Origin of the sequence: Bradyrhizobium sp. ma5, assembly GCF_042258955.1 — a bacterium.
In the GTDB taxonomy this organism is placed as follows: Bacteria; Pseudomonadota; Alphaproteobacteria; order Rhizobiales; family Xanthobacteraceae; genus Bradyrhizobium.
On sequence record NZ_CP170156.1, the window covers coordinates 6,031,710 to 6,057,881 of the forward strand.

22 protein-coding genes are annotated in these 26,172 nt (G+C 62.4%); 3 read left to right on the plus strand and 19 right to left on the minus strand.

Annotated elements, in window-relative coordinates:
- Window position 1 precedes the first annotated feature (1 nt).
- The 10 genes from ACE103_RS28265 to asnB (ACE103_RS28310) form a co-directional block, all read right to left on the minus strand.
- A complete protein-coding gene (locus ACE103_RS28265; RefSeq protein WP_375775727.1) occupies window positions 2-1,321 on the minus strand; it encodes an ABC transporter ATP-binding protein in 1,320 nt (439 codons plus the stop codon).
- Complete coding sequence (locus ACE103_RS28270) at window positions 1,305-2,168, minus strand: ABC transporter permease (protein ID WP_375775728.1); 864 nt, start codon at window positions 2,166-2,168, stop codon at window positions 1,305-1,307. The genes ACE103_RS28265 and ACE103_RS28270 overlap by 17 nt, the downstream gene beginning before the upstream one ends.
- Window positions 2,169-2,195: 27 nt before the next feature.
- The gene (gene asnB / locus ACE103_RS28275; protein ID WP_223969164.1) at window positions 2,196-4,067 is read right to left on the minus strand and encodes an asparagine synthase (glutamine-hydrolyzing); all 1,872 of its coding nucleotides are present in this window, start codon (window positions 4,065-4,067) and stop codon (window positions 2,196-2,198) included.
- 73 nt (window positions 4,068-4,140) lie between these two features.
- Complete coding sequence (locus ACE103_RS28280; protein WP_375775729.1) at window positions 4,141-5,136, minus strand: NAD-dependent epimerase/dehydratase family protein; 996 nt, start codon at window positions 5,134-5,136, stop codon at window positions 4,141-4,143.
- 5 nt (window positions 5,137-5,141) lie between these two features.
- The gene (locus ACE103_RS28285; RefSeq protein ID WP_375775730.1) at window positions 5,142-5,660 is read right to left on the minus strand and encodes an acyltransferase; all 519 of its coding nucleotides are present in this window, start codon (window positions 5,658-5,660) and stop codon (window positions 5,142-5,144) included.
- 71 nt (window positions 5,661-5,731) lie between these two features.
- Window positions 5,732-6,670: a Gfo/Idh/MocA family oxidoreductase gene (locus ACE103_RS28290; RefSeq protein ID WP_375775731.1), complete on the minus strand. Its 939-nt coding sequence runs from the start codon at window positions 6,668-6,670 to the stop codon at window positions 5,732-5,734.
- Between the two features lie 115 nt (window positions 6,671-6,785).
- Window positions 6,786-7,301: a transcription termination/antitermination protein NusG gene (locus ACE103_RS28295; RefSeq protein WP_375775732.1), complete on the minus strand. Its 516-nt coding sequence runs from the start codon at window positions 7,299-7,301 to the stop codon at window positions 6,786-6,788.
- Window positions 7,301-7,939 carry a winged helix-turn-helix transcriptional regulator gene (locus ACE103_RS28300; RefSeq protein ID WP_375775733.1) on the minus strand — a complete coding sequence of 213 codons (639 nt, stop codon included), beginning with the start codon at window positions 7,937-7,939 and terminating at the stop codon, window positions 7,301-7,303. The genes ACE103_RS28295 and ACE103_RS28300 overlap by 1 nt, the downstream gene beginning before the upstream one ends.
- 136 nt (window positions 7,940-8,075) lie before the next feature.
- A complete protein-coding gene (locus tag ACE103_RS28305; RefSeq protein WP_375775734.1) occupies window positions 8,076-9,293 on the minus strand; it encodes a glycosyltransferase family 4 protein in 1,218 nt (405 codons plus the stop codon).
- Window positions 9,294-9,369: 76 nt separating this feature from the next.
- Window positions 9,370-11,121 carry an asparagine synthase (glutamine-hydrolyzing) gene (gene asnB, locus ACE103_RS28310; protein WP_375775735.1) on the minus strand — a complete coding sequence of 584 codons (1,752 nt, stop codon included), beginning with the start codon at window positions 11,119-11,121 and terminating at the stop codon, window positions 9,370-9,372.
- A 350-nt stretch (window positions 11,122-11,471) separates the two neighbouring features.
- Between asnB (ACE103_RS28310) and ACE103_RS28315 the strand changes: the two genes are divergently transcribed.
- The gene (locus ACE103_RS28315; RefSeq protein WP_375775736.1) at window positions 11,472-12,761 is read left to right on the plus strand and encodes a hypothetical protein; all 1,290 of its coding nucleotides are present in this window, start codon (window positions 11,472-11,474) and stop codon (window positions 12,759-12,761) included.
- A 58-nt stretch (window positions 12,762-12,819) separates the two neighbouring features.
- Window positions 12,820-13,965, plus strand: coding sequence for a hypothetical protein (locus tag ACE103_RS28320; protein ID WP_375775737.1), 1,146 nt, complete (start codon window positions 12,820-12,822; stop codon window positions 13,963-13,965).
- A 116-nt stretch (window positions 13,966-14,081) separates the two neighbouring features.
- On the opposite strand, the gene ACE103_RS28325 is transcribed toward ACE103_RS28320, so the two are convergent.
- The 8 genes from ACE103_RS28325 to ACE103_RS28360 form a co-directional block, all read right to left on the minus strand.
- Complete coding sequence (locus ACE103_RS28325; protein WP_375775738.1) at window positions 14,082-15,323, minus strand: glycosyltransferase family 4 protein; 1,242 nt, start codon at window positions 15,321-15,323, stop codon at window positions 14,082-14,084.
- Window positions 15,257-16,189: an NAD-dependent epimerase/dehydratase family protein gene (locus ACE103_RS28330; protein ID WP_375775739.1), complete on the minus strand. Its 933-nt coding sequence runs from the start codon at window positions 16,187-16,189 to the stop codon at window positions 15,257-15,259. The genes ACE103_RS28325 and ACE103_RS28330 overlap by 67 nt, the downstream gene beginning before the upstream one ends.
- Before the next feature lie 3 nt (window positions 16,190-16,192).
- Window positions 16,193-17,044 (minus strand): class I SAM-dependent methyltransferase, encoded by an 852-nt coding sequence (locus ACE103_RS28335; protein WP_375775740.1) that lies wholly within the window; start codon window positions 17,042-17,044, stop codon window positions 16,193-16,195.
- A complete protein-coding gene (locus ACE103_RS28340) occupies window positions 17,034-17,621 on the minus strand; it encodes an acyltransferase (protein ID WP_375775741.1) in 588 nt (195 codons plus the stop codon). The genes ACE103_RS28335 and ACE103_RS28340 overlap by 11 nt, the downstream gene beginning before the upstream one ends.
- Entirely contained in the window at window positions 17,600-18,439 is an 840-nt protein-coding gene (locus ACE103_RS28345; protein ID WP_375775742.1) for a methyltransferase domain-containing protein, read from the minus strand. Before ACE103_RS28345 ends, ACE103_RS28340 begins: the two co-directional genes overlap by 22 nt.
- A 148-nt stretch (window positions 18,440-18,587) precedes the next feature.
- Window positions 18,588-19,685 carry a glycosyltransferase gene (locus ACE103_RS28350; RefSeq protein WP_375775743.1) on the minus strand — a complete coding sequence of 366 codons (1,098 nt, stop codon included), beginning with the start codon at window positions 19,683-19,685 and terminating at the stop codon, window positions 18,588-18,590.
- A 3-nt stretch (window positions 19,686-19,688) separates the two neighbouring features.
- Entirely contained in the window at window positions 19,689-21,527 is a 1,839-nt protein-coding gene (gene asnB / locus ACE103_RS28355; protein ID WP_375775744.1) for an asparagine synthase (glutamine-hydrolyzing), read from the minus strand.
- Between the two features lie 2 nt (window positions 21,528-21,529).
- On the minus strand, window positions 21,530-23,083 hold the full coding sequence (locus tag ACE103_RS28360) for a lipopolysaccharide biosynthesis protein (RefSeq protein WP_375775745.1): 1,554 nt from the start codon (window positions 23,081-23,083) through the stop codon (window positions 21,530-21,532).
- A gap of 307 nt (window positions 23,084-23,390) precedes the next feature.
- Here ACE103_RS28360 and ACE103_RS28365 point away from each other — a divergent pair, with 307 nt between their 5' ends.
- The gene (locus ACE103_RS28365) at window positions 23,391-24,584 is read left to right on the plus strand and encodes a CaiB/BaiF CoA transferase family protein (protein WP_375775746.1); all 1,194 of its coding nucleotides are present in this window, start codon (window positions 23,391-23,393) and stop codon (window positions 24,582-24,584) included.
- 69 nt (window positions 24,585-24,653) lie between these two features.
- Here ACE103_RS28365 and ACE103_RS28370 read toward each other — a convergent pair whose 3' ends face one another.
- Window positions 24,654-26,165 carry a tripartite tricarboxylate transporter permease gene (locus ACE103_RS28370; protein ID WP_375775747.1) on the minus strand — a complete coding sequence of 504 codons (1,512 nt, stop codon included), beginning with the start codon at window positions 26,163-26,165 and terminating at the stop codon, window positions 24,654-24,656.
- Window positions 26,166-26,172 lie beyond the last annotated feature (7 nt).

Sequence of the window (26,172 nt, forward strand, 5' to 3'; positions counted from 1 at the left end):
GCTACTCGGTCTCTACGTGGCACGTGAACTTTGGATCGTAGAGGTAGCTAAAATGCCATAACGATCTTCGCGATACAGAGAATTGGGCAGCGCCTTCTAGATAGTGCAGGATAGCCTCCCCACCCTTGGGAAGCATGTGACGGCACAAGGAGGCCGAGACGTAATATTGCCCCTCGCCAAGAGCGAGCTCGGGTATCTCGTAGACGACACTCCCACGCTCGGGCATGTGACCGTCCGCATCAAGGAAGATGCCGCCGTCGTACCCCTCGATTCCCGCGACAGCCTGCAACCGAGGACTATCGATACGAAGGCTTGCATAGATCTGCGTATGCTCAGTGAGACCAGCCCAGAATATCCGAATCCGGAGGGTGTCACCGTTTCTTACGACCCCGACGGCCTTGCCGTCAGCGTCGACAATTTCAACGGACGTCACTCGAAGATCTTTGCCTCCAAGCTCATACTTCCCCGTTCGCACCGTATTTTCGATCGATTGGCTGACCTTCTTTGTCTCTCGAAGATTGCGCGCTTCCTCGATATCCCAAACACTCTGCTCATATGCCTTGCTGACGCCCTGGGCATTTCCGTGCATCAGCACCCGCCCCTTGTCGATCCAGATCGCCTCGTCACACAGTTCGCTGATCAACCCGCTCGAGTGCGAGACGAACAGGACGGTCGCGCCGCTTTCGCAGATCTGACGAACTCGCTTCATGCACTTGTTGACGAATGCGGTATCGCCGGCAGCGAGAGCCTCGTCGACGATGAAGAGCTCTGGATCGACGCTGATCGCCGTGGCGAAGGTGAGCCGCGCCTGCATGCCACTGGAATAGGTCCGGAACGGCTGATCGATCACCTCAGCAAGCTCGCTGAAATCGATGATCCAGGGAACCTTCGCCTCGATTTCGGCTCGCGTCATACCCAGGCACATGCCGCCCAGCACGATGTTGTCGCGACCCGACACATCCGGATGAAAGCCGGTCCCCAATTCCAGGATAGCGGACAGCTTTCCGGCCACCTCAACCCGCCCGGTCGTGGCATCCAGCAGTCCGGCGATGATCTTCAGGAGGGTGCTTTTTCCCGCGCCGTTCGGCCCGATGATGCCGACCACGCGTCCGCGCAACACCTCAAAGGAAACATTCTGGATCGCCCAGTGCTCATGGTGCCGGGGCTTTCCGGTGATGATCTCCTTCAGGAAATCCAGCGGCTGCTGATAGAGTCGATAGGCCTTTCCCAGGTCAGTCACGCGAATGGCGCACTGCGGGTCCAATGACCCGGCAAGCGGAATCAGTTCGCCAGCGTCTCGATTGTCAGAGTGCATTGCCATAGTACGGTTTCAGCTTTTCAAACATGCGGTATCCGAGCCCCAGACTCAGCAGCGCGAACACGAGGGTCACCGCCCAAGCGTACGGATGCTTGAACGAGCCGAAGAAGAGAACGTCCTGGTAGACCCAGACGAGGTAACTGAAGGGATTCGAATAGATCAACGGACGAAGGGCACGCGGCATCCAGTCGGGCAGATACACCGTCGGCATCAGATACATCGCGATCGAAGTAAAGACCGTAACGATCTCGCGCAGGTCGCGAAAGAAGGGAGTGACTGCAGCAAGGGCGAAGCTCAATCCGATCGCCAGAATTGCATGAACGGCAAATACGACCGGCAGCAGCAGGATCATCCAGCTGAGCCCCCCCACATAGGCCTTGTAGAGAATGACGAGCGCGAGGGCCGGCAGATGAGGGATCGTCGCAGCAATGGTCGCCGCGATCGGAAGCAGCTCGATCGGGAACACAACCTGCTTGACGAGACTTGCGCTTCCGATCAGGGCTCCGGGGCCGCGAGTCAGCGCAGCCTGCATCATCAGCCACGGAACCAGACTTGCGAGGATGTAGGCAGAGAAATCGCCGGGAAAATCTGCGCTGATCGATAGCTTGCTGCCCAACACGAAGCCGAAGATGAGCAGGTAGGTTCCGACGACAACGAGCGGATGAATGAAAACCCACAAGGCGCCAAACCCGTGCCGCGCATGCGCAGCGCTCAGGTCACGGTCGACCATCTCCCGCAAGAGATCGGGATATCGCCGGATCTGGCTGATCGTGATCCATAGTGCCTGAGAGTTGCGGTATGGCGACAAGCCAACGCGCACCCATCTTGCCGCGGGGAAGAGACCGTTCATCTGCAGCGCGCTCCCATTTGTGCGTGCCTAAAAGCTGCTTTCCATGATCTGCTCGAGATTGAGCAAGGACCAGATCAGCAGCCGCCTGTTTTCCCGGCCTTCCAGATGTTCGTCGACCAGCGAGCGAACGGTCTTTCGGTCGACCAGGTCGTAGATGCGGGCCGTGTTGCTGAAGAGCCTCCGCTTGACGTATTCGATGCTCTCGCCCTTGAACCAGCTGGCATCCGGCGCGGAGAAGCCCTGCTTCTCGCGCTCGGCCACTTCGTCGGGGATATGCCGGCTCATCATCTTCCGCAAAATCAGCTTGCCGTCCTTCGTGCGCTCGTAATAGCGCTGCGCCTTGCCGCCGGGCTCGTTCTCGTTGAGGCGAATGACCTCGGTCAGATTGCCGAGCTTCATCTTGGCAGGCAGCTTCATTGCGAAATCGACGAGATCATTGTCGAGAAACGGCACCCGGCTCTCGAGCCCATGCGCCATCGCCAGCTTGTCCTCGACGACAAGCAGCCCGTTCAGGAATGTCTTGGCCTCGAAGTAGAGTGAGTGATTGACGTAATCCTCGGGCCGCCGCAGCTCCGAGGCGTGCTCCTTGAACACTCCCCTGAAAATATCGATCGGTGAGGTCTGCCTGGCTTCATCCCATACCGGCCCCAGCAGCTTCGGCATCGTTCCGCTCGGAACCATGCGCTGCCAGAATCCGAAGTACTTCTCGATATAATGATCGAAGTCATCGTTCACGACGGCGCGGTAGTAACGCCAGGGGTACCCGCCGAAGAGTTCGTCTCCCCCGGTTCCGGTCAGGACCACCTTGCCAAATTTGGATGCGAGTTTTGCCGCATAGAAATTCGGATAGGATTGGCCGACGCGTGGCTCTTCCAGATGCCATGCAAGCTGAGGCAGCGCACGCTCCATGTCGCCGGCCTTCAAGACCATCTCGTAGTGCTCGGTCTTGAACAAATACGACATGTGCTCGGCCTTGGTCCGCTCGTCGTATCCGAGCTCGACGCCGGAGGCCGAGTTGAGATCGAAGCCGACCGTAAAGGTCCGCATGAACGGCAGTTGGCTCGATGCCAGTGCGGTGATGGAGCCGGAATCCATGCCGCCGGAAAGATAGCACCCGACCTCGACGTCGCTCACGAGCTGGCGGTTGACCGCCTGCCTGAACAGGCGATCGAGCTCGTCGGTCGCCTCGTTCTCGTCGACGGCGTACTCGGGCTCCTCGAAATGGAAATCCCAGTACTGCACCGGCTCGACGGCCCTGCTGTCCAGCGAAATCTGCAGATAGCAGCCGGCCGGCAACAACTTCACGCCGGCAAACAACGTTCGCTCGGCGAAGAAGTTCTGAAAGCTCAGATATTCCGACAGCCCGCTGATGTCGACGCGCGGCTTGTACTCCGAGAATGCCCGAAAAGCCTTGTGCTCGGAGGCAAACACGAAGGTCTGACCAAGTTCGGCGTAGTAGAGCGGCTTCACGCCGAAGCGATCCCGGGCCAAGGTGAGCTTGCGCTCCTTGTTGTCCCAGATCGCAAAAGCGAACATGCCGTTGAACTTGAGAAGCGCACCGAGGCCCCACTCGGCGAAGGCGTGCAGCAACACCTCGCTGTCGCCGGAGGAGTTGAAGACGTGTCCCCTCGCCGAAAGCTCGACCTTCAACTCCTTGAAGTTGTAGATCTCCCCATTGTAGGTCAGCACAAATCGGCCGTCGCGCATCTCCATCGGCTGCCGCGCGGCGTCGGTCAGATCAATGATCGACAGCCGGCGATGACCGAGCCCAACGGGACCGTTGCAGTAGTGGCCCTCGCCGTCCGGCCCGCGATGCGCAATGATATCGGTCATTGCCGTCAACGTGGTGATTGAAGCGGGCCGCCCGTCGCGGTGCAGAATTCCGGCTATGCCACACATGTGATTCTGGCCGATCTATTCCATGATGTCGGATGCGAGCTCAGATCTGAGCCTTTCAGATCTGAGCCTCTTTTCAGATCTGGGCCTTGGCACGACGCTGATCGACCTGATCGATATGGCTTCTGCGCCAGTCGATCAGCCGCCGCAGCCCTTCGTCCAGGTCGATCGCGGCGTTGAAGCCGATTTCCTCCTGCGCCCGCTTCGGCGATCCGATCCGGTTGCGCACCAGCGTGGCCTGGCTCCGCGGCGCATAGTTGATGGGCTGATTGGAGCCGGTGAGGTTCAAGAGCTTTTCGGCGATCTGCTTCAGCGAGGTCCGGTGTCCCGTGCCGACGTTGTAGAAGCGATCCGTCGCACTCGCGCCCATGGCGCACAGATTGGCGCGCGCGCAATCTTCCACCGCGACGAAATCGAACGCCTCCGAGCCATCGCCTAGGATCGTCGGTCCCTCGCCCTTGTCGATCGCGTCGAGCATCTTCATGATCACGGCGATATAGGCGCCTCGGTAATCCTGACGCGGTCCGTACACGTTCATGTACCGGAGCCCGACATAGTCGAGGCCATAGCGGAAGTGGTAGGCACGGGCCATGGCCTCGCCACAGATCTTGGTCGCACCATAGAAGTTCTTGTTGTTGAACGGATGGTCCTCCGTCATCGGCTCCTCGACGGCATCGCCATAGACGGACGCCGACGATGACCAGACTAGCCGCTTGACGCCGTTGCGCACGCATCCGTCGAGGACGTTGAACATTCCGTTGACGTTGACGTCAAAAGCCGTGCGCGGGAATTCGTGACACTGCAGCAGCCACAGCGCAGCGAACTGAAATACCCCGTCAGCTCCCTTCAGGGCTGCATCGAGGATGTCGACCTGCGTGATGTCGCCGCCGGCCTCGAAGATCTTGACGCGAGGGTCGCGCAGCGCGCCGGCAAGGTTCTCATTCGTGCCACGCACGAAATTGTCGTAAATGACGATCTCGCCGACGTCAGTCTGCGTCAACTGATCGACCGCATGCGACCCGATCAGCCCGGCGCCCCCGATAACGACAACCTTCTTTCCGCGAATGTCCATTGTCTTCAACCCTCGATTTCAACAAGCGCTTCATTGTGAAGCTCATAACGTCGGTGAGTGCGTGGGCAGACCAGATCACTGCCCAGCCGCTCGCCTGCTCTGCTCATCCAACCAATTCGGCGGGCCGGATTGCCCGCCATCAACGAAAATGCAGCGACATTCTTCGTGACGACAGCACCGGCTCCGATGAAGCAGTACTCGCCCAGCGAATGTCCGCAGACGATGGTCGCATTGGCGCCGATGCTGGCGCCGCGTCCGATCGGTGTCTTGCGAAACTCGTCCTTCCGCGACACGCCGGCGCGCGGATTGTTCACGTTCGTGAAGACGCAGCTCGGGCCGCAGAACACGTCATCGTCAAGTTCGACGCCATCATAAATCGAGACGTTGTTCTGGATCTTGCAGCCGTTTCCGATCTTGACGTTCGGACCGATCATCACGTTCTGGCCGATCGAGCAATCCTCGCCGATCACCGTGCGCGACAGAATATGGCAAAAGTGCCAGATCTTGGTGCCGCGCCCGAGCACCGCCCCATCGTCAACGTAGCTCGATTGGTGGATCAGGACGCCGGGAAAGCGCGGGTCCTCGCGCATCTCGCTCATTTGTGCATCGCCTTCTGGGCAAAGGCGTGAACGCCGTTGCTTCTGACGATCGGCGCATGGCGGAACGTGGAGACGATATCGATCGAGGGGCGGACTTCGTCCAGCCTGAAGCCGCGCCCGGCGACGATCTCCTCATAGCTCCGCGTATGGAGATCAGTGAACCCTTCCGAGAATTCGACCTCCTCGCCGTCGACCGTGATCGAGCGATAGGTCGTCTTCTTGCCCTTCACGCTGTCGGGCAGATCGTTGCGGTCCAGCGACAGAAACCAGCTCACATCCGCGCGCTCGCACTCCAGGGAGCCGGCCGCCCTCTCCTCCTCGCGCAGGTGCGCCTCGTTGCGGCTGGCGGGGCCGAACACGAAGCTCAGCATGTCGAAGAAGTGCACCCCGATATTGGTCGCAACACCACCCGACTTGGCGTCTGCGCCCTTCCAGGAGGTGTGATACCAGCGCCCGCGCGAGGTGATGTAGGTCAGCTCGACCTTGTGGCGCTTGTTCGAGTTCGCGAAGCGATCGCGCAGCGCGATGATCGCCGGATGCAGCCGCAATTGCAGAATGGTCGAGATGCGGCGGCCGGTGTCCTGCTCGATGGCGGCCAGTTCGTCGATGTCGCCGGGATTGAGGACCAGCGGCTTTTCGCAGATGGCATCCACGCCCGAGCGCAGCGCAAACCGGCAATGCGCGTCGTGGAGATAGTTCGGCGAGCAGATCGACATGTAGTCGATCTTGCGGCCGCCTCGGCGCAACTGATCGACGCAGCGATCGAACAGTTCGAACTGGGTGAAGAACTCGGCATCCGGAAAGTGGCTGTCCATGATGCCCACGGAATCGTTGGGATCGTACGCCACCGCGAGATTGCCGCCGGTCTCGGCCATCGCCCGCATGTGCCGCGGCGCGATGTAGCCGGCAGCGCCGATCAATGCGTAAGTCGTCATGGGCCCCTCTCTCAAACGTTTCTGCCTGCTTCAGGCAAGCTACCGCACTCGGGGTGAATCGAACATCACACCCAAGCCAAACATGTCCATCACGCCTGCCCGAGGGCGGACGCAGTTACGCCGCAGCGATCAGGTCCGTTCCGACAAGAACGCGAACCTTGCGGCCCAACAGATTCAACAGAACCGCAACGCGATGCTGATCGCTGGCGTCTTCAACGAGCGCAAGACTGTCGACGAACGCACCTTCGACAATTCGCACTTTATCCCCGGGCGAGAACGCCGGCCGGCGCGCAAGCGTGATGAAGCCGGCTTCGTCCGCGCGCCCCTTCAAGGCATCGATGACGCGGTCTTCCACCACGGCCGGCCGGTCTCCCACGCACACGAGATGCGACACGCCGAGCGTCGATTGAATGGCACGCCAGCGCTGCGACGCGAGATCGATCCCGACAAAGAGATAGCGTGGAAACAGCGGACGCGGCACAGTCTCCACCTTCCGGGCGTGGCTGCGGCGCTTCAGGTAACGGGGGAAATAGATCGAAAATCCCTGCCGCTCGAGGTTGACGGCCGCCTTTGCTTCGGCATTGACTTGCGTCTGGACGACGTACCAGCGTGAACCGTGCTCCATGGCCATCACGCCCCCAGCGACTGCTTTGGAGGCAGGCCCAGCAGGTCCGGCGCGAGGACTTTCTCCGCCCCGAAATTGCTGACCGCCTGCTCGAATACACTGCGCGCCGCCGTCAGATGCGTCACGACGACCGCATCGAACGGCTCGTCCACCAACGCGTAGGAGGAAACGACCTTGACGCCAATGAACCGGGTCGCGGTTGCATCGGGATCGACGATCGCAATGACGGAAATTGGCCCGTCGACCGCGCACAGGATCGCGATTTCGCAGAGGTCGGATTGTCCGGCGAGCACCACCCGCCTGAAGCCGAGCGCCTGGGCGCGCTCAAACAGCCTGCCATACTCCTCCTTCGCCTTGCGGAAGAGCGAAAACGAGTCCGTCAGGAATTGGACGGTCAGTCGCGATTTCTCGGAGAAGCCCTGCGGCGTGAGGTAATAGGCATAGCGCCGTGCCGGCGCCTGCCCGACCTTGACGAAGCCCTTCTTGATCGCCCGCTTCAGGTAGGCGTTGACCAGGCCGAGCGCGACGCCGAGATCGGCTGCGATCCGCCGCTGCGACTGCGCACCATCGGCTTCAAGCGAGGTGAGCAGACCGAGCACCAGCCGGTCGCTGTCATTCTCATCTGTCGGTAGAATGCCCGCCATCACGCCTATCCCCACTGGAGTGGCTGATAGCGCGTTCACCGGATGAACGTCAAGCGAATTCGTTCACGCGATGAACATGTTAAATTATTGATATCAAAGGAATTTAGCTAAGATCCATGTGTCGCCACAGCCACACCTAGGCCGGTTCCCCGGCTTCGGCCAGGTACCGCGCGGCCAGCATCGAATAGCTGTACCGCTGCGCGATGGCGACGCGTTCGGCCCGCGAACGCGCCGGACCGTCCAGCGCCGCGCGCAGCGACGCGGCGAGTGCGGTGGAGTCGTCCGGCGCGCATCGCGCTGTCACCAGATCCTCGAGCCCGGCGAGCGCTTGGGCTTCGCAGGCAATGACGCTGCGCGGCGCGAACAGGCAGTAGTCGAACAGCTTGTTGGGGCTGATGCCGTGGTGGTAGAGCGCGTTCTTGTGGAAGGCAACGACCGCGCAATCGGACGCGTGCAGCATGCCATGCACGATCGACCGATCGACTTCGTCGTGAAACTCCACATTGGCAAGTCCCGCCGCCCGCTGCTTCAGTGCGGCGAGCGAGGTGCCTGAACCGATCAGAACGAAACTGATCCCGGGGCTTGTGCTGCCGAGGACCGCCGCGGCGTCGAGAACGACCTCCACTGCGTTTGGCGGTCCCATGCCGCCAGCATAGAGGACAACCCGCCTGCCCTGCAGCCTCAGCTGATTGATGCGGTCTATCAACGGATGACCGAGAGTTTCGATCGTCAGCGCGCTCTGGATCTCGCCGTCGGACACCCCGTTGGGGATCCAGACGAACTTGCCGGCGCTCAAGCCACGCGCCCGCATATGCGCTTCCGCACCGGCCAAAAGACAGATCACGCGATCCGCGGCGCGATAGGCGGAGCGCTCCTTCCGGCCGAGCAACCTCACGAGGGGGTGCCAGGTCGGGGTCATTCCAAGCGCCACGATGCTCTCCGGCCAGAGGTCGCGAACCTCCAGCCAGAACCTGGCACCGAAGTGCCGCGCGATCTGACGCGCCGCCGAAATGAAGAACAGATGCGGGCTGGACGCGATCATCAGATCCGGCTCGCCGAATTGCGCGGCGATCGCGGATGTCGCCGAACGAAAGGCCGGCGCAAAGCTCAGGTTGTTGCGAAGCCGCCCCAAATTGCCGCCATCATAACGCGGGGTATCGAGGAACCAGAAGTCGACACCGCTGATCCGCTGCGGCCCCGGAGCGCGCGGCTCCCTGTGCAGGTGATGGAAACCGGCACTGACCACCACCACCCGATGCCCCATCTTTCCCCAGGCATCCGCGAGCCAGAACGGACGCCAGTGACGGCCGAGGCCCGGCCCGCCCGCGAACGGATGCAACAGCCAGATGTTCATCGGGCCACCCGCAAAGCAGCAGCCGACAAGCCGGCGCTCGTCGACGGCGACGATGACATCCAGGAACCATCAGGCCTCATGGCGCTTCGACCCGAAAGCGCTCACCCCAGAGCGCAACGCAATAGAGCCGCCAGCGCATTCCAAGATCGAGCCGATGAAATTTCCTCTTCAGCTTCGGCATGTCGACATAGCGGGCCAGGAGCTCGCTTGCGATCACCTTGTCATACATCGCGGCGGAGTGTCGCGTGAGCCAGATCCGGTCCGGGGCAGCAAAACCGATCTTGTCCCTCCGCCAGGTGATGCTGGCCGGCAGCAGATCGCTCATCGCTGCGCGAAGCGGCCATTTTGCCCATCCCTTGTTCAGCTTGATGCGTGTGGGAAGCGCCAAAGCGAACTCGACGAAGCGATAGTCGAGGAACGGAAGTCGCGTTTCGATGCCGAACCGCATCGAGTTCTTGTCCTCGAAACGCAGCAGCATCGGCAAATTGGTCTCGGTAATCTCCAGCACCTGCATGCCCTGCGCATCCCTCGTCTTCGACGCAAAGCGGCGAAGCGGCTCTGGCAAGTCGGGATTTTTGAGGAAAGTGTAACGCAAGCGGTAATAGGCCGCGCGCAGCCCTGCCGAACCGGCGCCGAACAGATACATCAGCAACCGCCGGCGCGAAATGCCCGCCCGTGTGGCGGCGCCGAAGGCGGACAGAAATCCGCGGACGCCACCGCTGCGAAGATGGTCGAGCAGCCAGGCTGCATAGTAGCGATGGTACCCCAGCAACGTTTCGTCACCGCCCTGACCGTCGAGCAGCACGATGACGCCGTTCGATCGCGCGGCCTGCATCACCGCATACTGCATCATGATCGAAGGACCTGCGAACGGCTCCTCCTGGACGTCGAGCAAGGTCTCCGCCGTCGATGCAAAATCCTGATAGGTCGGCTTGGTGCGCAGCCAGTTCAGCTCCGCCCGTTCTGCAACCTCCGCCGCATAGGCCTCCTCATTGTTGGATGCCTGCTCGCTCACGGCCGTGATGGCAAAGAAGCGCTCGCGCGAGCCCGGCGCATAGCGCCGCGCAGCCAGCGTCGCGACACTCGAACTGTCCAACCCACCCGACAGGCAGGTTCCGACACGAACATCCGAACGCAGACGCAGCCGCGTCGCGTCATCGAGCAGCTCCCGCAACGATTTCGCCGCGCTGCCTTCATCAGACACGGCCAACCCGGGCGCAAGCGAATAGTAGCGCTCGATTTCAATCCGCCCCGTCGACACATCGACGCGCATCCGATGCCCGGGCGGCAACTTCTCGACGCCCTTGAAGAAGGTCCGGCTGGTATGGTCGGTCATGCCGCAAACGAGGAAATCGTTGATCAGATCGTCATCCGCGATCGGGCGCTCGATCAGCGGAAGAAGCTGGCGGATCTCGGAGCCGAAGGCGAACTGCCTCGCCGCATTGACGTAGTAGAACGGCTTTACGCCAAATCTGTCGCGAGCGCAGAACAGCGTGTTGTCGCGCTCGTCGTGGATCGCAAACGACCACATGCCGTTGAAGCGTTCGAGGCACGCTGCGCCCCAGCAAACATAAGCTGTGAGCAGGACCTCGGTATCCGAGGCCGTATGAAAGGTGTATCCGAGAGCCTCGAGCTCCGTGCGAAGCTCGACGTAATTGTAGATCTCGCCGTTGTAGGTGATCCAGATCGGAAGCCGTCTGTCGCGCATCGGCTGCGCGCCATCATCGGTCAGATCGATGATGGCCAGTCGACGGTGTCCCAGCCCGACGTTCCCGTTGACCCTCACCCCACGCCCATCCGGACCACGGTGGGCAACGAGATCGGTCATCTGGTCCACTTGGCGGGCATCGACGGGCCCGGTCTTATCTATGAGGCCAAATATGCCGCACACGAAATGCCTATCCAGATTGATTCGATGGCGGAGCCCGGTATAACCGCCGCGTCAGAATATGCGCGCATTTGGAACAAACCGCCGCTGTCTTAGCCCGATCATCTACTGAGCGTCAACGTTCCCGGACCGATCGAAGCTGCTTTCATACGCCGGTGAAACCTGAGATAGCGAAGGCCGACCGCCAACTCTGCGTTTCCTCTCGTGGACCGCATCGCATGGCCGCTTCGGACCAAACATGTGCTAGAAGCTGCTGGCTGATGTTGAGTTGGCATCCATCGGATTCTTGAGTGAACAAGATCGAACCCATCGGACCAGCGTCCCTGACGGAAGTGCCGCTTCCCGCCGACGACGTTGCATCCTCCCGGCCGGCCCAATCTGCCGTCGCAGGTTTCGTCACGCGCATGCTTGTTCGCGCGGCCCGGCGCGCCACCGAGAAGCGGCTTGCGAAGGGAAAGGTGCGTACGTTGTGGGCCGCCACCCCGATCCTCACCTTGCCGCTGCTCGCACGCTGCGATCGAATGTTGGGATTTCGCTCCTCGTCGCTGGTGTTCAACACGTACTATGTGACGAGATCATTCGACATCAATCTCATCCTGTTCGAGGGCTTCCTTCGACTGCTGCGCAGCCGAAGAGGTCTCGGCCTGTTTCGCCGCGTGGTCCTGGCGTGGGCCCTGCTGCGCTACGACATCTTCAACTACTTCTATGACCGCGGCCTGATGCTGAGCGACGGACGCTATGGCATCAACCCTGAGGAACTCGACCTCCTGTTCCAGTCGGGAAAGCGATTGTATACCTACGCCTACGGCGCCGACGTCCGAGCACGGGAAGCAACGCTCGCACTCGGCCATCCGAACCTGTGCGAAGAATGTCCGTCCCCCGGCAAGTTCTGCGTCTGCACGACAGAGATGCACGCCTCATCGATCAACCGCCTCAAGGGCCGTGCGACCGCGCAGATCGCAATGGGGGATATGGTGACGTATGTGCCCGGCTGCCGGGACATGCACTACTGGCCGATTGACGCAAGCAAGCTCGCCGCGAAGCCGCCGGTCTACAAGGCCGGCGACGTGCTGAAAGTGGCGCATGCGCCGAACCACGGGCATTTCAAGGGAACCAGGCTCTTGATCGAGGCGATTGATCGGCTGGTGAAGGAGGGAGAGAAGATCGAGCTGGTCTCCGTGCAGGGCGTTCCCAACAAGAAGGTCATCGAGCTTTTCGGCGCCTCGCACCTTGTTGCGGATCAATTCGTCGCAGGCTTTCACGGCTATACGGCCCTTGAGGCGATGGCCATGGCCAAGCCCGTGCTGTGCTTTCTGCGCAATGACCGAATGATGATCGATCCGGCAACCTGCCCGATCATCAACACGCGTCCTGACGAAATCTATGATGTGCTGAAGCGATGCTTGAGGGGTGAACTCGACCTAAACGATATCGGCCAGGCGGGGCGCCGCTATGTCGAAGCACATTACAGCTTGCAAGCGGTCGCAGCGAGGCTCGGGAAGCTCTATTGTGAAACCGCTGATCTGCCCGAGGATCTCAGGGCAAGCCTGACGAGGCGTGTCAGCGAGTTCGAGAGATGATCATGCCTCATAGCCCTGTGCGGCCTTCGCGCCCGTCAGCGGACCTGAATACGCGCACATGAGAATCCTGCACGGACCAGTCAATGTCGGAAACCAGCCCTGGGTGCTGTCCCGCGCCGAGCGGCAGCTCGGAGCATCCAGCGACGTGGTCGTTCGAAACGACACATGGCTCGGATACTCGGCAGACCGGATGCTGTCGGCAAAGGATGCCGGGTTTCTCGAGACGGCCATTCGCAGCGCGGCGTTCGGTCTGAGGAACCAGTGGCACTACGATGTTCTTCACTACTATTTCGGCCAGACCTTTCTGTCGCCGGGCTTCCCCCTCTCCGCGCCGGGCTCGGTGCTCTCCCGGCCATCGCTGATGACGGACATCATCAACAGACTCGCTGCCGCAGACCTGCACGCCGCCCGCCTGTTCGACAAGAAGCTGTTCATGACCCTGCAAGGTTGTGATGTCCGGCTGGCGAACGAGGGGAACAAACGAAACGAATGGACGATGTGCGCCCCGCAACACTGCGAGCTGTATCAACGATGCACGGACGCTCTCGACCATCGACGGCACTTTCTGATCGAAAAGGTTCTGCCGCTGTTCGATCGGGTCTTCTATCTGAATCCGGAACTCGGACACGTCGTACCGAACGGCCAGTTTCTCCCATATTCAAACGTCGAGATCGAGAAGTTCGAAATTGTGCCGCCTTCCGAACAAGGCCGGCCAAAGATCGTTCATGCCCCGACTGCCGGCCGGATCAAGGGTACACCGATGATCCTGGATGCCCTCGAACGATTGCGGTCGCGGTACGACTTCGACCTCATCCTCGTCGAGAAGACGAGTCACGAGCAGGCGCTGGAGATTTATCGGTCGGCAGACCTCGCAATCGACCAGGTGCTGGCAGGATGGTACGGAGGTTTTGCCGTTGAAATGATGGCAATGGGAAAGCCGGCCGCGTGCTACATCAGAGAAGAAGATATGATGTTCGTTCCGGATGCCATAAGGCGCGAGTTGCCCGTTTACAGACTGAGCCCGGGAGACCTGGTCGAAAGCATTGCCGCCATTCTTGACCGACGGGCCGAATGGTTCAGGCGTGGCCAGGCATCGCGACGCTACGTCGAACGGTGGCACAATCCGAAGCTCATCGCCAAGGCGATGCTGGGCGCCTATGAAAGCCCCGACAGCAAGTTCGAATTGATCCCGAGCGCCGGTTAAGGCTGGATGTTTGGCTTTTGTTTAAGGTCCAGTGCTTGCGGCACGGGCCCGCCTGTCGACGGTTGTTCGGGCGAGGCGCCGGCGATTGCTGCTGCCTCACAACGCCAGCAACCAGCCTATGTTGCGAGCGGCTTGTCGACATCAGCAGCCTGCCGCATCGTCGCTGCAAAACTCGCCGCAAACGTGCTGACGTTGTCATCCTGATGCGGGACAACATTTCGAACCACGAACCCGTGCGCCTCCTGTGAGGCCTGCATCAGATGATCCGCCAGTGCGACCGGATCATCGACGCCGAAATAGCGCGCAGCGCCGGCGGTCTGCTCCCGGTGCACGTCGATGTCGGAGAGGATCATCGGAACGCCGAACGACTTCGCCTCCTCCACCGTCGTGCTCCAGCCCTCGAAGCGCGACGGGTTGAGCAGGGCTGTGGAAGCCCGCAGCAGCGCGTAGACATTCGGCAACGGGATCACGCCGAGGTGACGAAAATGCGTATCGAGGCCACGCCTCCGGATCTCGGAGTTGACCAGATCATAGTAGCCCGGCTCACGCCGATCTTCCGTGCTGCCGGATGCACAGACAACAACGTCGACTCCACGACGCCTCAGGATATCCAAGGCGTCGACGACAAGCTGATGGTTCTTGTGGCGATAGAACTGATTGGGCAGATAGAAGTAGTTCGCCGGCAGATTGTACGCCGCGATGACCTCTGATGGGTCGATGTTCAGGAACGCGGCCGGAGGCTGGGTCGCAAAGCGAACGACGCTGACCCGGTTGCTGGCGTGTGGATAGTAAGCCCTGAAATCGCGAAAGGCGCTCTCGCTGCTCAGCATGATGGTCCGCCCGGACGCGATCTGAACGCGAAAGCCAATCTCGCGACGCCAGCGTGCCGTCCGCGGGAACAGCTGAGGCAGCGAATGGTGCTGCAGATCCGGAATCCACGCCACTGCAGGGAGCGCCAGCCGCCAACCGAAGAAACGCGCGGATTCGACAACAACATCCACGTGCGCGGAGCGAAACGCCGCCGCGGCTCCGCGGTCCAGACCAAGCGCGAGTGCCGCCGCGAGACCTGGCTGCCCGTCGAACACCTCCGACCGGACGATCTCGACGCCTGGTATCGCACCAAGCTCGGCGATTTCGTTCTCGTCGGCCCGCGTCCCGGCAAAGACGACCGGGGCGAACTCGCCGGGCAAAAATTGGGCAAGCGCCGCGAACAGATTGCGCTGATAGTTGAACCCGCCGGCCCAAATCCGTCGCGAAATGTGATTGAACGCGAACCGCAATGGGCGGGACGTCACGAAGCCTGCCCCTTGAACCAGGCTACGTAATCGGCGAGGCCCTGATCGAGCGGAATGCGCCAATCGAAGCCGATCTGGCGCAGCATCGCATCATCGGCCAACAGGCTCATGGGATCACCGGGGCGGCTTACACCCGAGTGCCGCACGATCGTCTTGCTACCCCACTGTCCGTTGAGACCGGCGGCGATGTCGGCAACGCTGGTCCCCCGGCCCGAACCGCCATTGATGACCCGGAAGGCCTGCTGTGACGGCGATGCGTCCGCAACGCTCGCAAGCAGCCTCGCGACATCGCGAACGTCGGTCCAGTCACGTATCTCGTTGCCGGTCCCACCGAGCGTGAGCACCTGCTCCCTGGCGTTGAGCCGCGAGCAGATGTCCCAGAGCAATTGTTTGCGCAGGTTCGGCCCATAGACCGAGAACAGCCGCACGATCGTGCAACGCAAGGCGAACGACCGCGCGTAACTCGCGCACAATTGCTCCATCATCAGCTTGTGCTGCCCATACGGCGACATCGGAGTTACGATCGCGCTTTCAGCGATCGGGCCGAAATGATCGGCGCCATAGACGGCCGCGCTCGACGCCGCGATCACCGCGCAATCCGGCGCCGATCCGCGCAGCCATTCCAGCAGCCGCGCGGTGCTCGTGACAGTGCGCGAAAAATCCTCGAACGGCCGTTCGATCGAGACGCCGACGGATGATCCGCCAGCCAGATGAAAGACACGCGCCGGCAGCCCGTGCGCAGCCGCAAGCGCGTTGAGATTGGCCGCATCGATCTCGCCGTTGATCCAGCTCTGCAAACCGAGCCGCCGGGCTTCCGTTGCGTCAAGCGCCCCGTGTCCGACGCCATGCACCGCATGGCCTGCCCCCGCCAACGCATGCGCCAGATGGCGGCCGATGAACCCGTTCGCGCCTGTAACCCAGACGATCATCGCTCAAGCCTTGTGACAGACAAAAGAGTAGAGCCGGCCCGGACGATGGTCGAAACGTTCGGCCATCGACAGCAGCGAGCCCAACAGCCGGGGTGAGGCAAGCGCAGCTCGCCATAGCGGAGCAACCGGAATCTTTTGCGACAATTTGGTCACGATCGCGGCTTTCAGGGTCTCCGACGTATAGGGAAACAGGTTGATCGGGCTTTGCAGCGGAGCCAACGTGTCGACCGTGGAGAACCCCGCCTTGGTCAGCGCGCCGGTGTAGCGATCGAGCAGGAAGGCATGTTCGCCGCCGTAAAGGTGATGCAGCGGATGCTGCGCCAGGAACTGCGGAAGGTCCGCTTCCTTGCTGATAACATGCTCGCGCGCCGCGATCAGCATGCCACCGGGCCGCAGCACGCGAAACATCTCCCGGCACGCCCCCTCGAGATCGCGCGTATGGTGCAGCACCGCGCGGGCGAAGACCAGATCGAACGTCGCATCGGCGAACGGCAGCCGCTCGGAGAACTCCTCAATCACCTGGATCGGCAATTGCGTCTGTTGCGCCAGGTCGCGGATCGCCGCCCCTCCCACGATCGCGCTCGGGTCCGGTTCGAGCGCCGTCACGGCAAACCCGATTCGGGCGAGCGCGTAGCTCGCAATGCCGCGACCGGCGCCAACGTCGAGCGCGGCACCTGACCGGCCGCTGAGCAGCGTGGCAACCGCTTGCCACTCGGAGCTCTGGAAGTAGCGCTCGGCAGCGTCAACCAGCGGATCGTCGTAGAACGCGTCGAGCACGAGCTGGCGCTGGTCCGGCTGATTGCGCAGCCAGACCACCGCATCCTCCCAGGTGGTAAACTGGCGTTCACCGTTCATCGGGGCCAAGCTCCCGTACCAGCACGGCCGGATTGCCCGCCACGATCGTAAACGGCGCGACATCCTTCGTCACGACCGCGCCGGCCGCAACGATGGCGCCCTGCCCAACCGTCACGCCGCGCAAGACCATCGCGCCCGCGCCGACCCAGGCGTCATCGCAGATCTTCACCGGGCTCTCGTCAAGCGAGATATCGTTCGGATGTCCGAGCGTGAAAATCTGCTGAACCTGCCGGTGCCGCTCGGTTGCGCGCAGCGGATGCGTGAGATTGTCGAAAACATTTGCCGAATGCGAGATCAGAACGCGGTTGCCGATCTCGATCGATGCAGCCGACCAGATCCGGGTTCCCTCGCCGACATAGCACCACTCGCCGATCTTGATCTCCCCACCATGCGCGAAGGTCAGGAGCTCGCCCAGGATGCGGCTGTTGCGGCCGACGACGATCTTGTCGGAATCGCCGCGGATGTTTCTGATCCTGGCCGAACGCCCGAGCGCCGCGTCGACCTGCAAGCGGCACGTCGCGCGACCGAGCAGACGCTGGATCAGATAATCGAGATTCATGCCGTCAACTGCAGGCATGCGACGGCGCGCGATGACGCCGCAAGGTCGTTGCCCTGCCCCTTGCCGGTGTGGATGTCGAAAACGGTGGCATCGGCGAGCGCCTCGGCGCTCTGGCGCGACCAGCCTTGTCGCGAATAGCCGAAATAGTCGACATGGTGAGACGTCGCACCGAACGCCTCGATGATCCGCTCGATCATCGCAAGATCGAACACCTGATACCAACCGAGATTCTCGCGCTTGCCGAACGGCACCGAAATCAGGCAGGTGCCACCGGGCTTGAGAATGCGCTTGAACTCCTGCACCGCCGGAACAAAGCCGTCCCGATCGGTCTCGGCGTCGCGCGGATCGCCCGTGTAAAGCATCTGATTATCGAGGCCGATGTGCTCGATCGTCGAGATGCTGGCGACGGTGTCGAAGACCTGATCGCCGAACATTGTTTTTCGGAGATCGCCGAACACGTAGGAGTAGCCATCATGCCAATAGCACCGCCGCTCGGGTGCCAGCGTCATGATGGTGAGATCCGCGCCGCGCAGCGGCTGACGCTGCAGCAGGAAGTCGTGGTTGAAGGTCGATCCAGCGTCCAGCATCTTGCCGACATTGTTCAACCGGCCATAGACCCAGGGATATTCCACCACGCGCTCGTCCATGGCGACGCCGTAGCCCGGCGGAAGCTCCTTCCCTGCCTGAAGCAAGCCCGCGTCGATGGCCGCAGTAATCGTGTCGCGCTTGACCGTCTGATAGCCCGGCCCGAACGGCCGCGGCCGCAACCTGAACAGCGGTGCGGCAAGCCCGTCGGCCACCCATTTCAGTTGATGGATCAAGTCACTTGCAGACATCATCTCGGCCCGATCGCCCGCCCACCGGCCGGCACTGTGCTCCGTCTAGAGCCTTTTTCGTTCCGATGGAATCGGAACGGGACCCCAGATTCTCGTTTCGGCGTATTTTCTTTACGCGAAACGGCATCCAGTTCGCTCGAAAAGCCCTCTAGCACGGCTCAATCCGCGCCACGAGATCGCTAAACTGGGCCCATTGCGAGGCCTTGCTGTAGGTCTGCTGCACGCGGCTTCGACCGGACGCGGCGATCCCGGCCCATTGCGGCCAATCCCGCAGGCTATTCGAAATCGCCTCGGCGGCCCTCTCAGGCGCGTCGTAGGTGCGCATGGTCACACCCTCCTCCATCGCCTCCGGATAGTTGCCGGAATCCGACACGAGCAGCGACCCGCAGCCCATCGCCTCGAAGCAGCGCATGTTGCCGCGGTCGTTGCCGGCCATGTCGATTGCGCCGTTGAGCACGATCTTGGCGGATCCAAACAACTCGTAGAGGTCCCTGCCGAACAGCGGCAGCCGCGCTATTCGCGCGATGACGTCGGGCCTGCGGTGCTTTTGCAGCGGCAGCAACCGACCGACCGCGCTCTCGGCAAGCCGTGTCAGGCGCGACGCATCGAGACAGAACACGATCTTGCGTTCGGCAGCCAGAGCCGCGACCTGTTCGAGCGTTCTGCCGCGCGCGCTGTGATGCCGCGAGTATCCACCGACAAACGCCACGTCGATCGGCCGTTCGCCGTAACCGTACTGCTCCATGACAGGATCGATCGCGGGGAAGAACAGCTCCGCCCGGCAGCCTTTGCTGCGCCAGGCCTCGAGGATCGAGGGAAAGTTTCCAAGCACCGCGCCGTAGGCGGTCAAGTCGGCATTTCCGGAGGGCGCCGCGCGCCAGCACAACGTCTTCTTCACACAGCCCGGAAGCTTGGCGATGAACGCACTCGGATAACGCACCGGATCGAGATTGTAGAACACGTCGGTCCTGTGATGCTCGATCTGCGCAAGCAGGATGGCTTCGAGCGTCGGCGTCCCCTTCATACCCTGCTCACGCGCCCACTGGCGCTGCAGCACGTCGTCGTCGCCATTGGTGAAGAAGGCTTCAGGCGCACCGTCGAGCACAGGCTCGAGAAAATGTGCCGCGCCGAAGCGATCGTGCAGGAACACGTCGCGGCGTGCCGCGAAGCTCGACGCTTTTGCCGCAAGCTGGTTCAGCCGCGGCAGATAAGACGGATAGAGACCGCTATTCTGGAACAGACGCATTGGTTATACGGACCTTGCCAACATCCATTTCATGTTCAGGTATGGCCAGATCCGGCCGACGGATTCCCAATCCCAGCTCTGCGATGCCGTCAAGTGGCCGACCGTCTTTCGAAGCGGCGCTTCGTCGACGAACTCGGCAAACGCCGGGACATTGCGATTGAGCAGCTCATTGGTCCAGCCCGCCAATGGCCCGTTCAGCCACTCCGGCATCGGCGAGTTGAAGCCGACCTTGCGGCGCGCGGTGCGGATGCTTTCGGGCATCAGGTTCGCCATCGCCTGACGCGCGACCACCTTGGTCATGCCATCGGCCGATTTGCTGGTTTCGGGCAGCGCCATCGTGTAGGTCACCAGCCGCCAGTCCATGAACGGCATGCGCACCTCGATCCCGTGCGCCATCGAGAGCCGGTCGAAATTGCGCAGAATGGTGGGCAGCGTGGTCGAGTGGAACATGCGATAGAGACGCCGGTTCAGCGCGCCCCACGTGTTCGGCAACTCGTCATCCTCGGCGACCAGCGGCAGCGCCGCAGGCATCGCGGTCAGGCCTCCCCGCAGGAAATAGTGCCCCTGCCGCCTGATCATCTGCGCCCGCAGGAAATCTATGCCGCGCTGCGCCAGTTGCGATCGTGACGTGAGCGCCGCGGCGGCATTGCGGATCCGGAATGCGGTCGACTGCCCCTCCTGCAAATAGGCACCCATCAATTCATCCGCTCCGTGGCCGTCAAGCGACACGGTGACGTTCTGGCGCCGCAGTTCGCGATAGATCAGCCACGGCGCGCTCGGCAGCCCGATATAGACATCGTCGTTGTCGTCAAGGATCCGATCAAGGTCAGTGAGCGCATCGGAGCGCCCGATCTCGAGAAAGCTCGGCGCCACATCGGCCCACGCGGCCGCTTCCTCCGCCATCGGCCGCTCGTCGTTGCTGGCGCCGGGAAAGGTGGCGACAAAGGCGTGCCGCCAGGCAGTCGAGTCGCGCGGTCCCATGCCGGCCTTCTCATGGGTCGCCATCGCGCAGATCACCGCAGACGAATCGAAGCCGCCGGACAGGCAGGTCCCGATCGGAACGTCGCTGCGCATGCGGAGCGCGACGGAATCCTGAAACAGGTCGCGAAAGCGCTCGATGCGTTCGGCCTCGGTGTCCGGGATATCAGGCAGATGATCCACGGTCCGCCACCAGCGGCGCACTTGCACCCGCCCCTGGCGCAACCACATGCAGTGCCCGCCCTGCAGGCGACGCAGTTGCGCGAACAATGTCCGCTCGCTGCCTTCGATGCCGAACGGGTCCAGCAACAACCGCCGCGCCACGTCGATATCGAGCGACGTCTCGACCAGGCCGCTCCGCGCCAGCGCCCGCTGCTCGGATGCGAACACGAACCGCTCGCCTGACAGCGCGTACAGCATTGGCTTGATGCCGAACCGATCGCGCGCGAGGAACAGATCATCCGTGACAGTGTCGTAGATCGCCAGCGCCCACATGCCGTTGAAGCGCAGCAGCATGTCCTCGCCCCACGCCTGCCAGGCGGCAAGGATCACCTCGGTGTCGGACTGGCTGCGGAACACCGCGCCCCTCGCCTCGAGCTCGCGGCGCAATTCGAGAAAGTTGTAGATCTCGCCGTTGTAGACGATCACATGGCGGCCATCGCCGGATGCCATCGGCTGATAGCCGCCCTCGCCGGGATCGATGATGGCGAGCCGGCGATGGCCGAAGGCGACGTTTCGCTTCGCGTTGAACCAGGTGCCCTCGCCGAACGGACCGCGATGCGCGATCAGGCTGGTGAGCCGCGAGATGTCGGCCGGGTCCACGGGGCCGCCGTGCAGATTGACGATGCCTGCGATACCACACATGTCTAGGCGGCCTTGAACGGCAAGAAGCGTGCGACGATGACGCGGAGATCGCGCCAGCAGACGGCGCGATACGGACCAAGTTGCGACACGGCAACGGCGGCGACAAAGATCGCCGCCGCCGACACGCCGTAGAGCGACACCACATACCACCATGACGGCGCATGGTCGAACGACACAAGGCCAAGCCGCGCGCGCAGCACCAGCGCAACCGCAATGCCCGTGCCGAGCGGGATCAGGACGAAATGCAGCATCCGCGACCACATGGCCGAGAGCCTGAAAGTTCGTCGCAGCAGCAGCACCGTGACGACCATCTGGGCAACCATCCCGACGCAGGAGCTCCAGCCGGCGGCCTGCCAGCCGAAATACGGCAGCGCAATGGCGCTGGTCGCCAGCGTGAAGATGCCGGTGACGAGCGAGATCAACGCGTTGAAACTGGAGCGTCCCTGCGACAGCAGATAGAACGCGAACACGTTGGCGCTCGACCCCAATATCCCGCTGATCGCAAGCACCACCAGCACGAGCTGCGCCTCGGCGGCGACCTCGGCGCCGGTCCATCGATACAGCAGCGCGCCTGCGACCGGGATCAGGCCGCCAAGCGCACTCGCGGCAAGCACGTTGAGAATCCAGGATGAGCGCAGCAACAGGTCGACCTTGCGGTCGTCATCTTCCTTCTGCAACGTGCTGAAGAACGGGAACAAGATCTCGCCGCTTTTCAGCACACCGATATAGACCGCCTCCTCCAGCCGCTGCGCGACGCTGTAGAAGCCGACGAATTGCGGCTGCAGCAGCGCGCCGAGCAGATAGCGGTCCGCCTGCCCAGCGAACAGCGCGCCGCTTTGCGCCGCGACCTGCCAGCCGCCAAGTTTCACGAGCGCACGCAACGCGCTGCGATCGAGTGCGGGCCGTGCCAGCCAGTCGTGGATGGCATGCCGCGACCAGGCCAAGGCCATCAGAAGATTCGTCGCGAAGCCCAGGGCCTGACAGCCGATGAAGGTCGAGGCGCGCGGCGCGTGTGGGATCAGCAGCAGCATCGACATCGTCGTCACCACCGTGCCGGCGATGCTGATCGACGCGATCCGCCGGTAATCCTGGCGCGCCGTGAACAGCGAGAGGAAGACCGCAAACAGGCACTGGAACAGCCAGCCGGTACCGGCCAATGCAAAGGCAAGCCCGAGGTCGTCAGACGCTGGACCACCCAGGTGAAATCCCAATCGCGCCAGCGGCGGTCCGGCAAGGATGAGCAATGCCGAGATCAGGCACCCCACGGCGATGGCTAGCGCAAGCGCTGTCGCGAAGAAACGCCGTGCCTCGCCGCGATCGGACGGTTCCAACCGTTGCGCGAGCTCGCGCGCCGTCGAGAGGCCAAGCGCATTGCTGAACATCAGGGCAGGCGCGACGCAGGCTGTCACCAGGCCTGCAACACCGAAGGCAGCAAGGCCGAGCCGGAAAATCACGAATGGAAGAATCGCGAGATTGAGCAAAACCGCGACCGCGAAGGCAGTCGCGTTCCATGCCGAGTTACCGAGCAGATGGGATGGACCCTTCTTCATCGCCATGCCCGCTTTCGGTCCATCGCCTCGATACGCCTCAAGTGCCTCTTCCATAAGGGCAAAACCCATTCGGCATGGCGACGGGCTAGCAGCCGGCGAAGTGATTGTCGAGGGTTGGCGGGTGGCGGCGCCTGTAAGCAGGTGTGGGGAAACCTGAACGACGGCCAAAGCGGCGAGCCGATCTCCACGGAACCATGCCTGTTTGTTTCCAGCCCGGTTTGTTGCCCGGGTAACAGTTGGAAAGGTCAGCCAAATTGTCTATGGCAGATAGGCAGTAGCCCCCAGAGCGGCCCGCCAAACAAGAGGTGTCTCAATGCCCTTTCCCCGCGCATCCCAAGCCCTGTCCCGTTTCACCGTGCTGGATTTGACCCGGGTCCGGTCGGGGCCGACCTGCGTACGCCAGCTCGCCGACTGGGGCGCCAACGTCATCAAGATCGATGCGCTGCTGGAGGACGGCGGCGGCGAGCAGCCGGGCGGCCCGCGCGGCGGGTCGGACTTCCAGAACCTGCATCGCAACAAGCGTGCCATGACGCTGAACCTGAAAGACCCCAAGGGGCTCGAAGTGTTCAAGCGGCTGGCCGAGCAGGCCGACGTCATCGTCGAGAACTTTCGGCCTGATGTGAAGGCCAAGCTCGGCATCGACTATGAGAGCGTGCGCAAGATCAATCCGCGGATCGTCTATGGCAGCATCTCCGGCTTCGGCCAGGACGGGCCCTATCACAAGCGCCCGGGCTTCGATCAGATCGCGCAGGGCATGGGCGGCCTGATGTCGGTGACCGGCGCGCCCGGCGAGGGACCGATGCGGGTCGGCATTCCCGTGGCCGACCTGACCGCGGGCCTGTTCTGCGCGATCGGCATCCTCACCGCGCTGCTGGAACGCGACGTCTCCGGCGAGGGCCAGTGGGTGCAGACCTCGCTGCTGCAGGCGCAGATCTTCATGCTGGATTTCCAGGCGGCGCGCTGGCTGATGGAAAAGGAAGTCGCCAAGCAGGCCGGCAACAACCATCCGACCTCGATCCCGACCGGCGTGTTCAAGACCACCGACGGCTACATCAACATCGCCACGACAGGCGGGCGGATCTGGGAGCGCTGCGCCCAGGCGATCGGCGCGCCCGACCTGGTCACCGACCCCGACTACGCGACCGCACCGGCGCGCTCGAAGAACCGCGACGCGCTCAACGCACGAATCAATGCTCTGACGGAAAAGAAATCGACCGAGACCTGGGTGCACGAGCTGAACGCCGCCGGCGTGCCGTGCGGGCCGATCTACTCGATCGACCAGATGTTCGAGGATGCCCAGGTCAAGCATCTCGGCATGGCCCAGCACGTGCCGAATGACGAGAACCGGCAGATCCAGCTGGTCAGCCAGCCCGTGACGCTGTCGCGGACGCCGAGCAAGATGGCGGCGCGCCCGCCGGAATTCGGCGAGCAGACCGAGGAAGTGCTGGCCGAATTCGGCTTCGGCCAGGACGAGATCGCCGAGCTGCGCCAGCGCAAGGTCGTCTAGAGATTCTCGTCTTGACGCGTTTTCTTCACGCGAACCGGTATCCACTTCGCTCGAAAACGCTCTATAGCCTCACGCCTTTGCCGGCCGCACCAGACGCGCGACGCCGGCAAAGGCCCGATCGATCACCGGCCAGAACAGCAGCACGATCGCCAAGGTCGTGATGGAGCCGACGAGGCCGTTCGACCAGAACACCTTCATATCGCCGCCGGAGCCGATCATCGAGAGCCGGAACGCGTCCTCGGCGCGGCTGCCGAGCACCAAAGCGAGCGTGAACGGCGCAAGCGGGATCCCGATCTTCTTGAAGACGTAGCCGACGACACCGAAGCCCAGCATCAGCCAGATATCGAACATCGCGTTCTGGATCGCATAGGCGCCGATCGCGCAGGACACCACGATCATGGGCGCGACGGCCGCGAATGGCACGCGCAGGATCGAGGCGAAGATCGGCACTGTGGTCAGCACCAGGACCAGGCCGACGACGTTGCCGAGATACATTGAGGCGATCAGGCCCCAGACGAAATCCTTGTGCTCGACGAACAGCAGCGGACCTGGATTGAGGCCCCATACCATCAGGCCGCCAAGCAGGATCGCCGCAGTCCCCGAACCGGGAATGCCGAGCGCGAGCATCGGCAGCAAGGCCGCGGTGCCCGACGCATGCGCCGCGGTCTCCGGCGCGAACACTCCCTCGATACGGCCCTTGCCGAAACTCTCCTGATCCTTGGCGAAACGCTTGGCGAGGTTGTAGCCCATGAAGGAGGCCGCGATCGCACCGCCCGGCGTGATCCCGAGCCAGCAGCCGATCACCGACGAACGCAGCAGCGTCACCCAGTATTTCGGCAGGTCCTTCCACACCGAGAGCACGACGCGCAGGCTGATACTGGCGGCGTGTCCGCGCAGCGCCAGGCGTTCCTCCATCGTGAGCAGGATCTCGCTGATGCCGAACAGGCCGATGACGGCGACGAGGAAGTTGATGCCGCGCAGCAGCTCCGCAGAACCGAACGTCATGCGCAGCTGCCCGGACACCGTATCCATGCCGACGCCGGCAAGCAGCAGCCCGAGCGACATCGAGATCACGGTCTTGTGCTTGGCTTCGCGGCCGAGACCGACGAAGGAACAGAAGGTCAGCAGGTAGACGGCAAAGAATTCCGGCGGACCAAACTTCAGCGCGAACGATGAGATCATCGGCGCCAGGAAGGTGATCAGCAGCACCGCGACCAGCGAACCGATGAACGACGAGGTGAACGCCGCGGTGAGCGCTTCGGCCGCCCTGCCCTGCTGCGCCATCGGATAGCCGTCGAACGTGGTCGCAACCGACCAGGCCTCGCCCGGGATGTTGAACAGGATCGAGGTGATGGCGCCGCCGAACAGCGCGCCCCAATAGATGCACGACAGCATCACGATGGCGGATGTCGGATCCATCGTGAAGGTCAGCGGCAGCAGGATCGCGACGCCATTGGGACCGCCCAGTCCGGGCAGCACACCGACGAAGATGCCGAGCACGAGCCCGACCATCATCAACAGCAGCGTCTTCCACGTCAAAAGGACGGCAAAGCCGTGTAGCAGAAGACCGAAGGCTTCCATGTCTCGA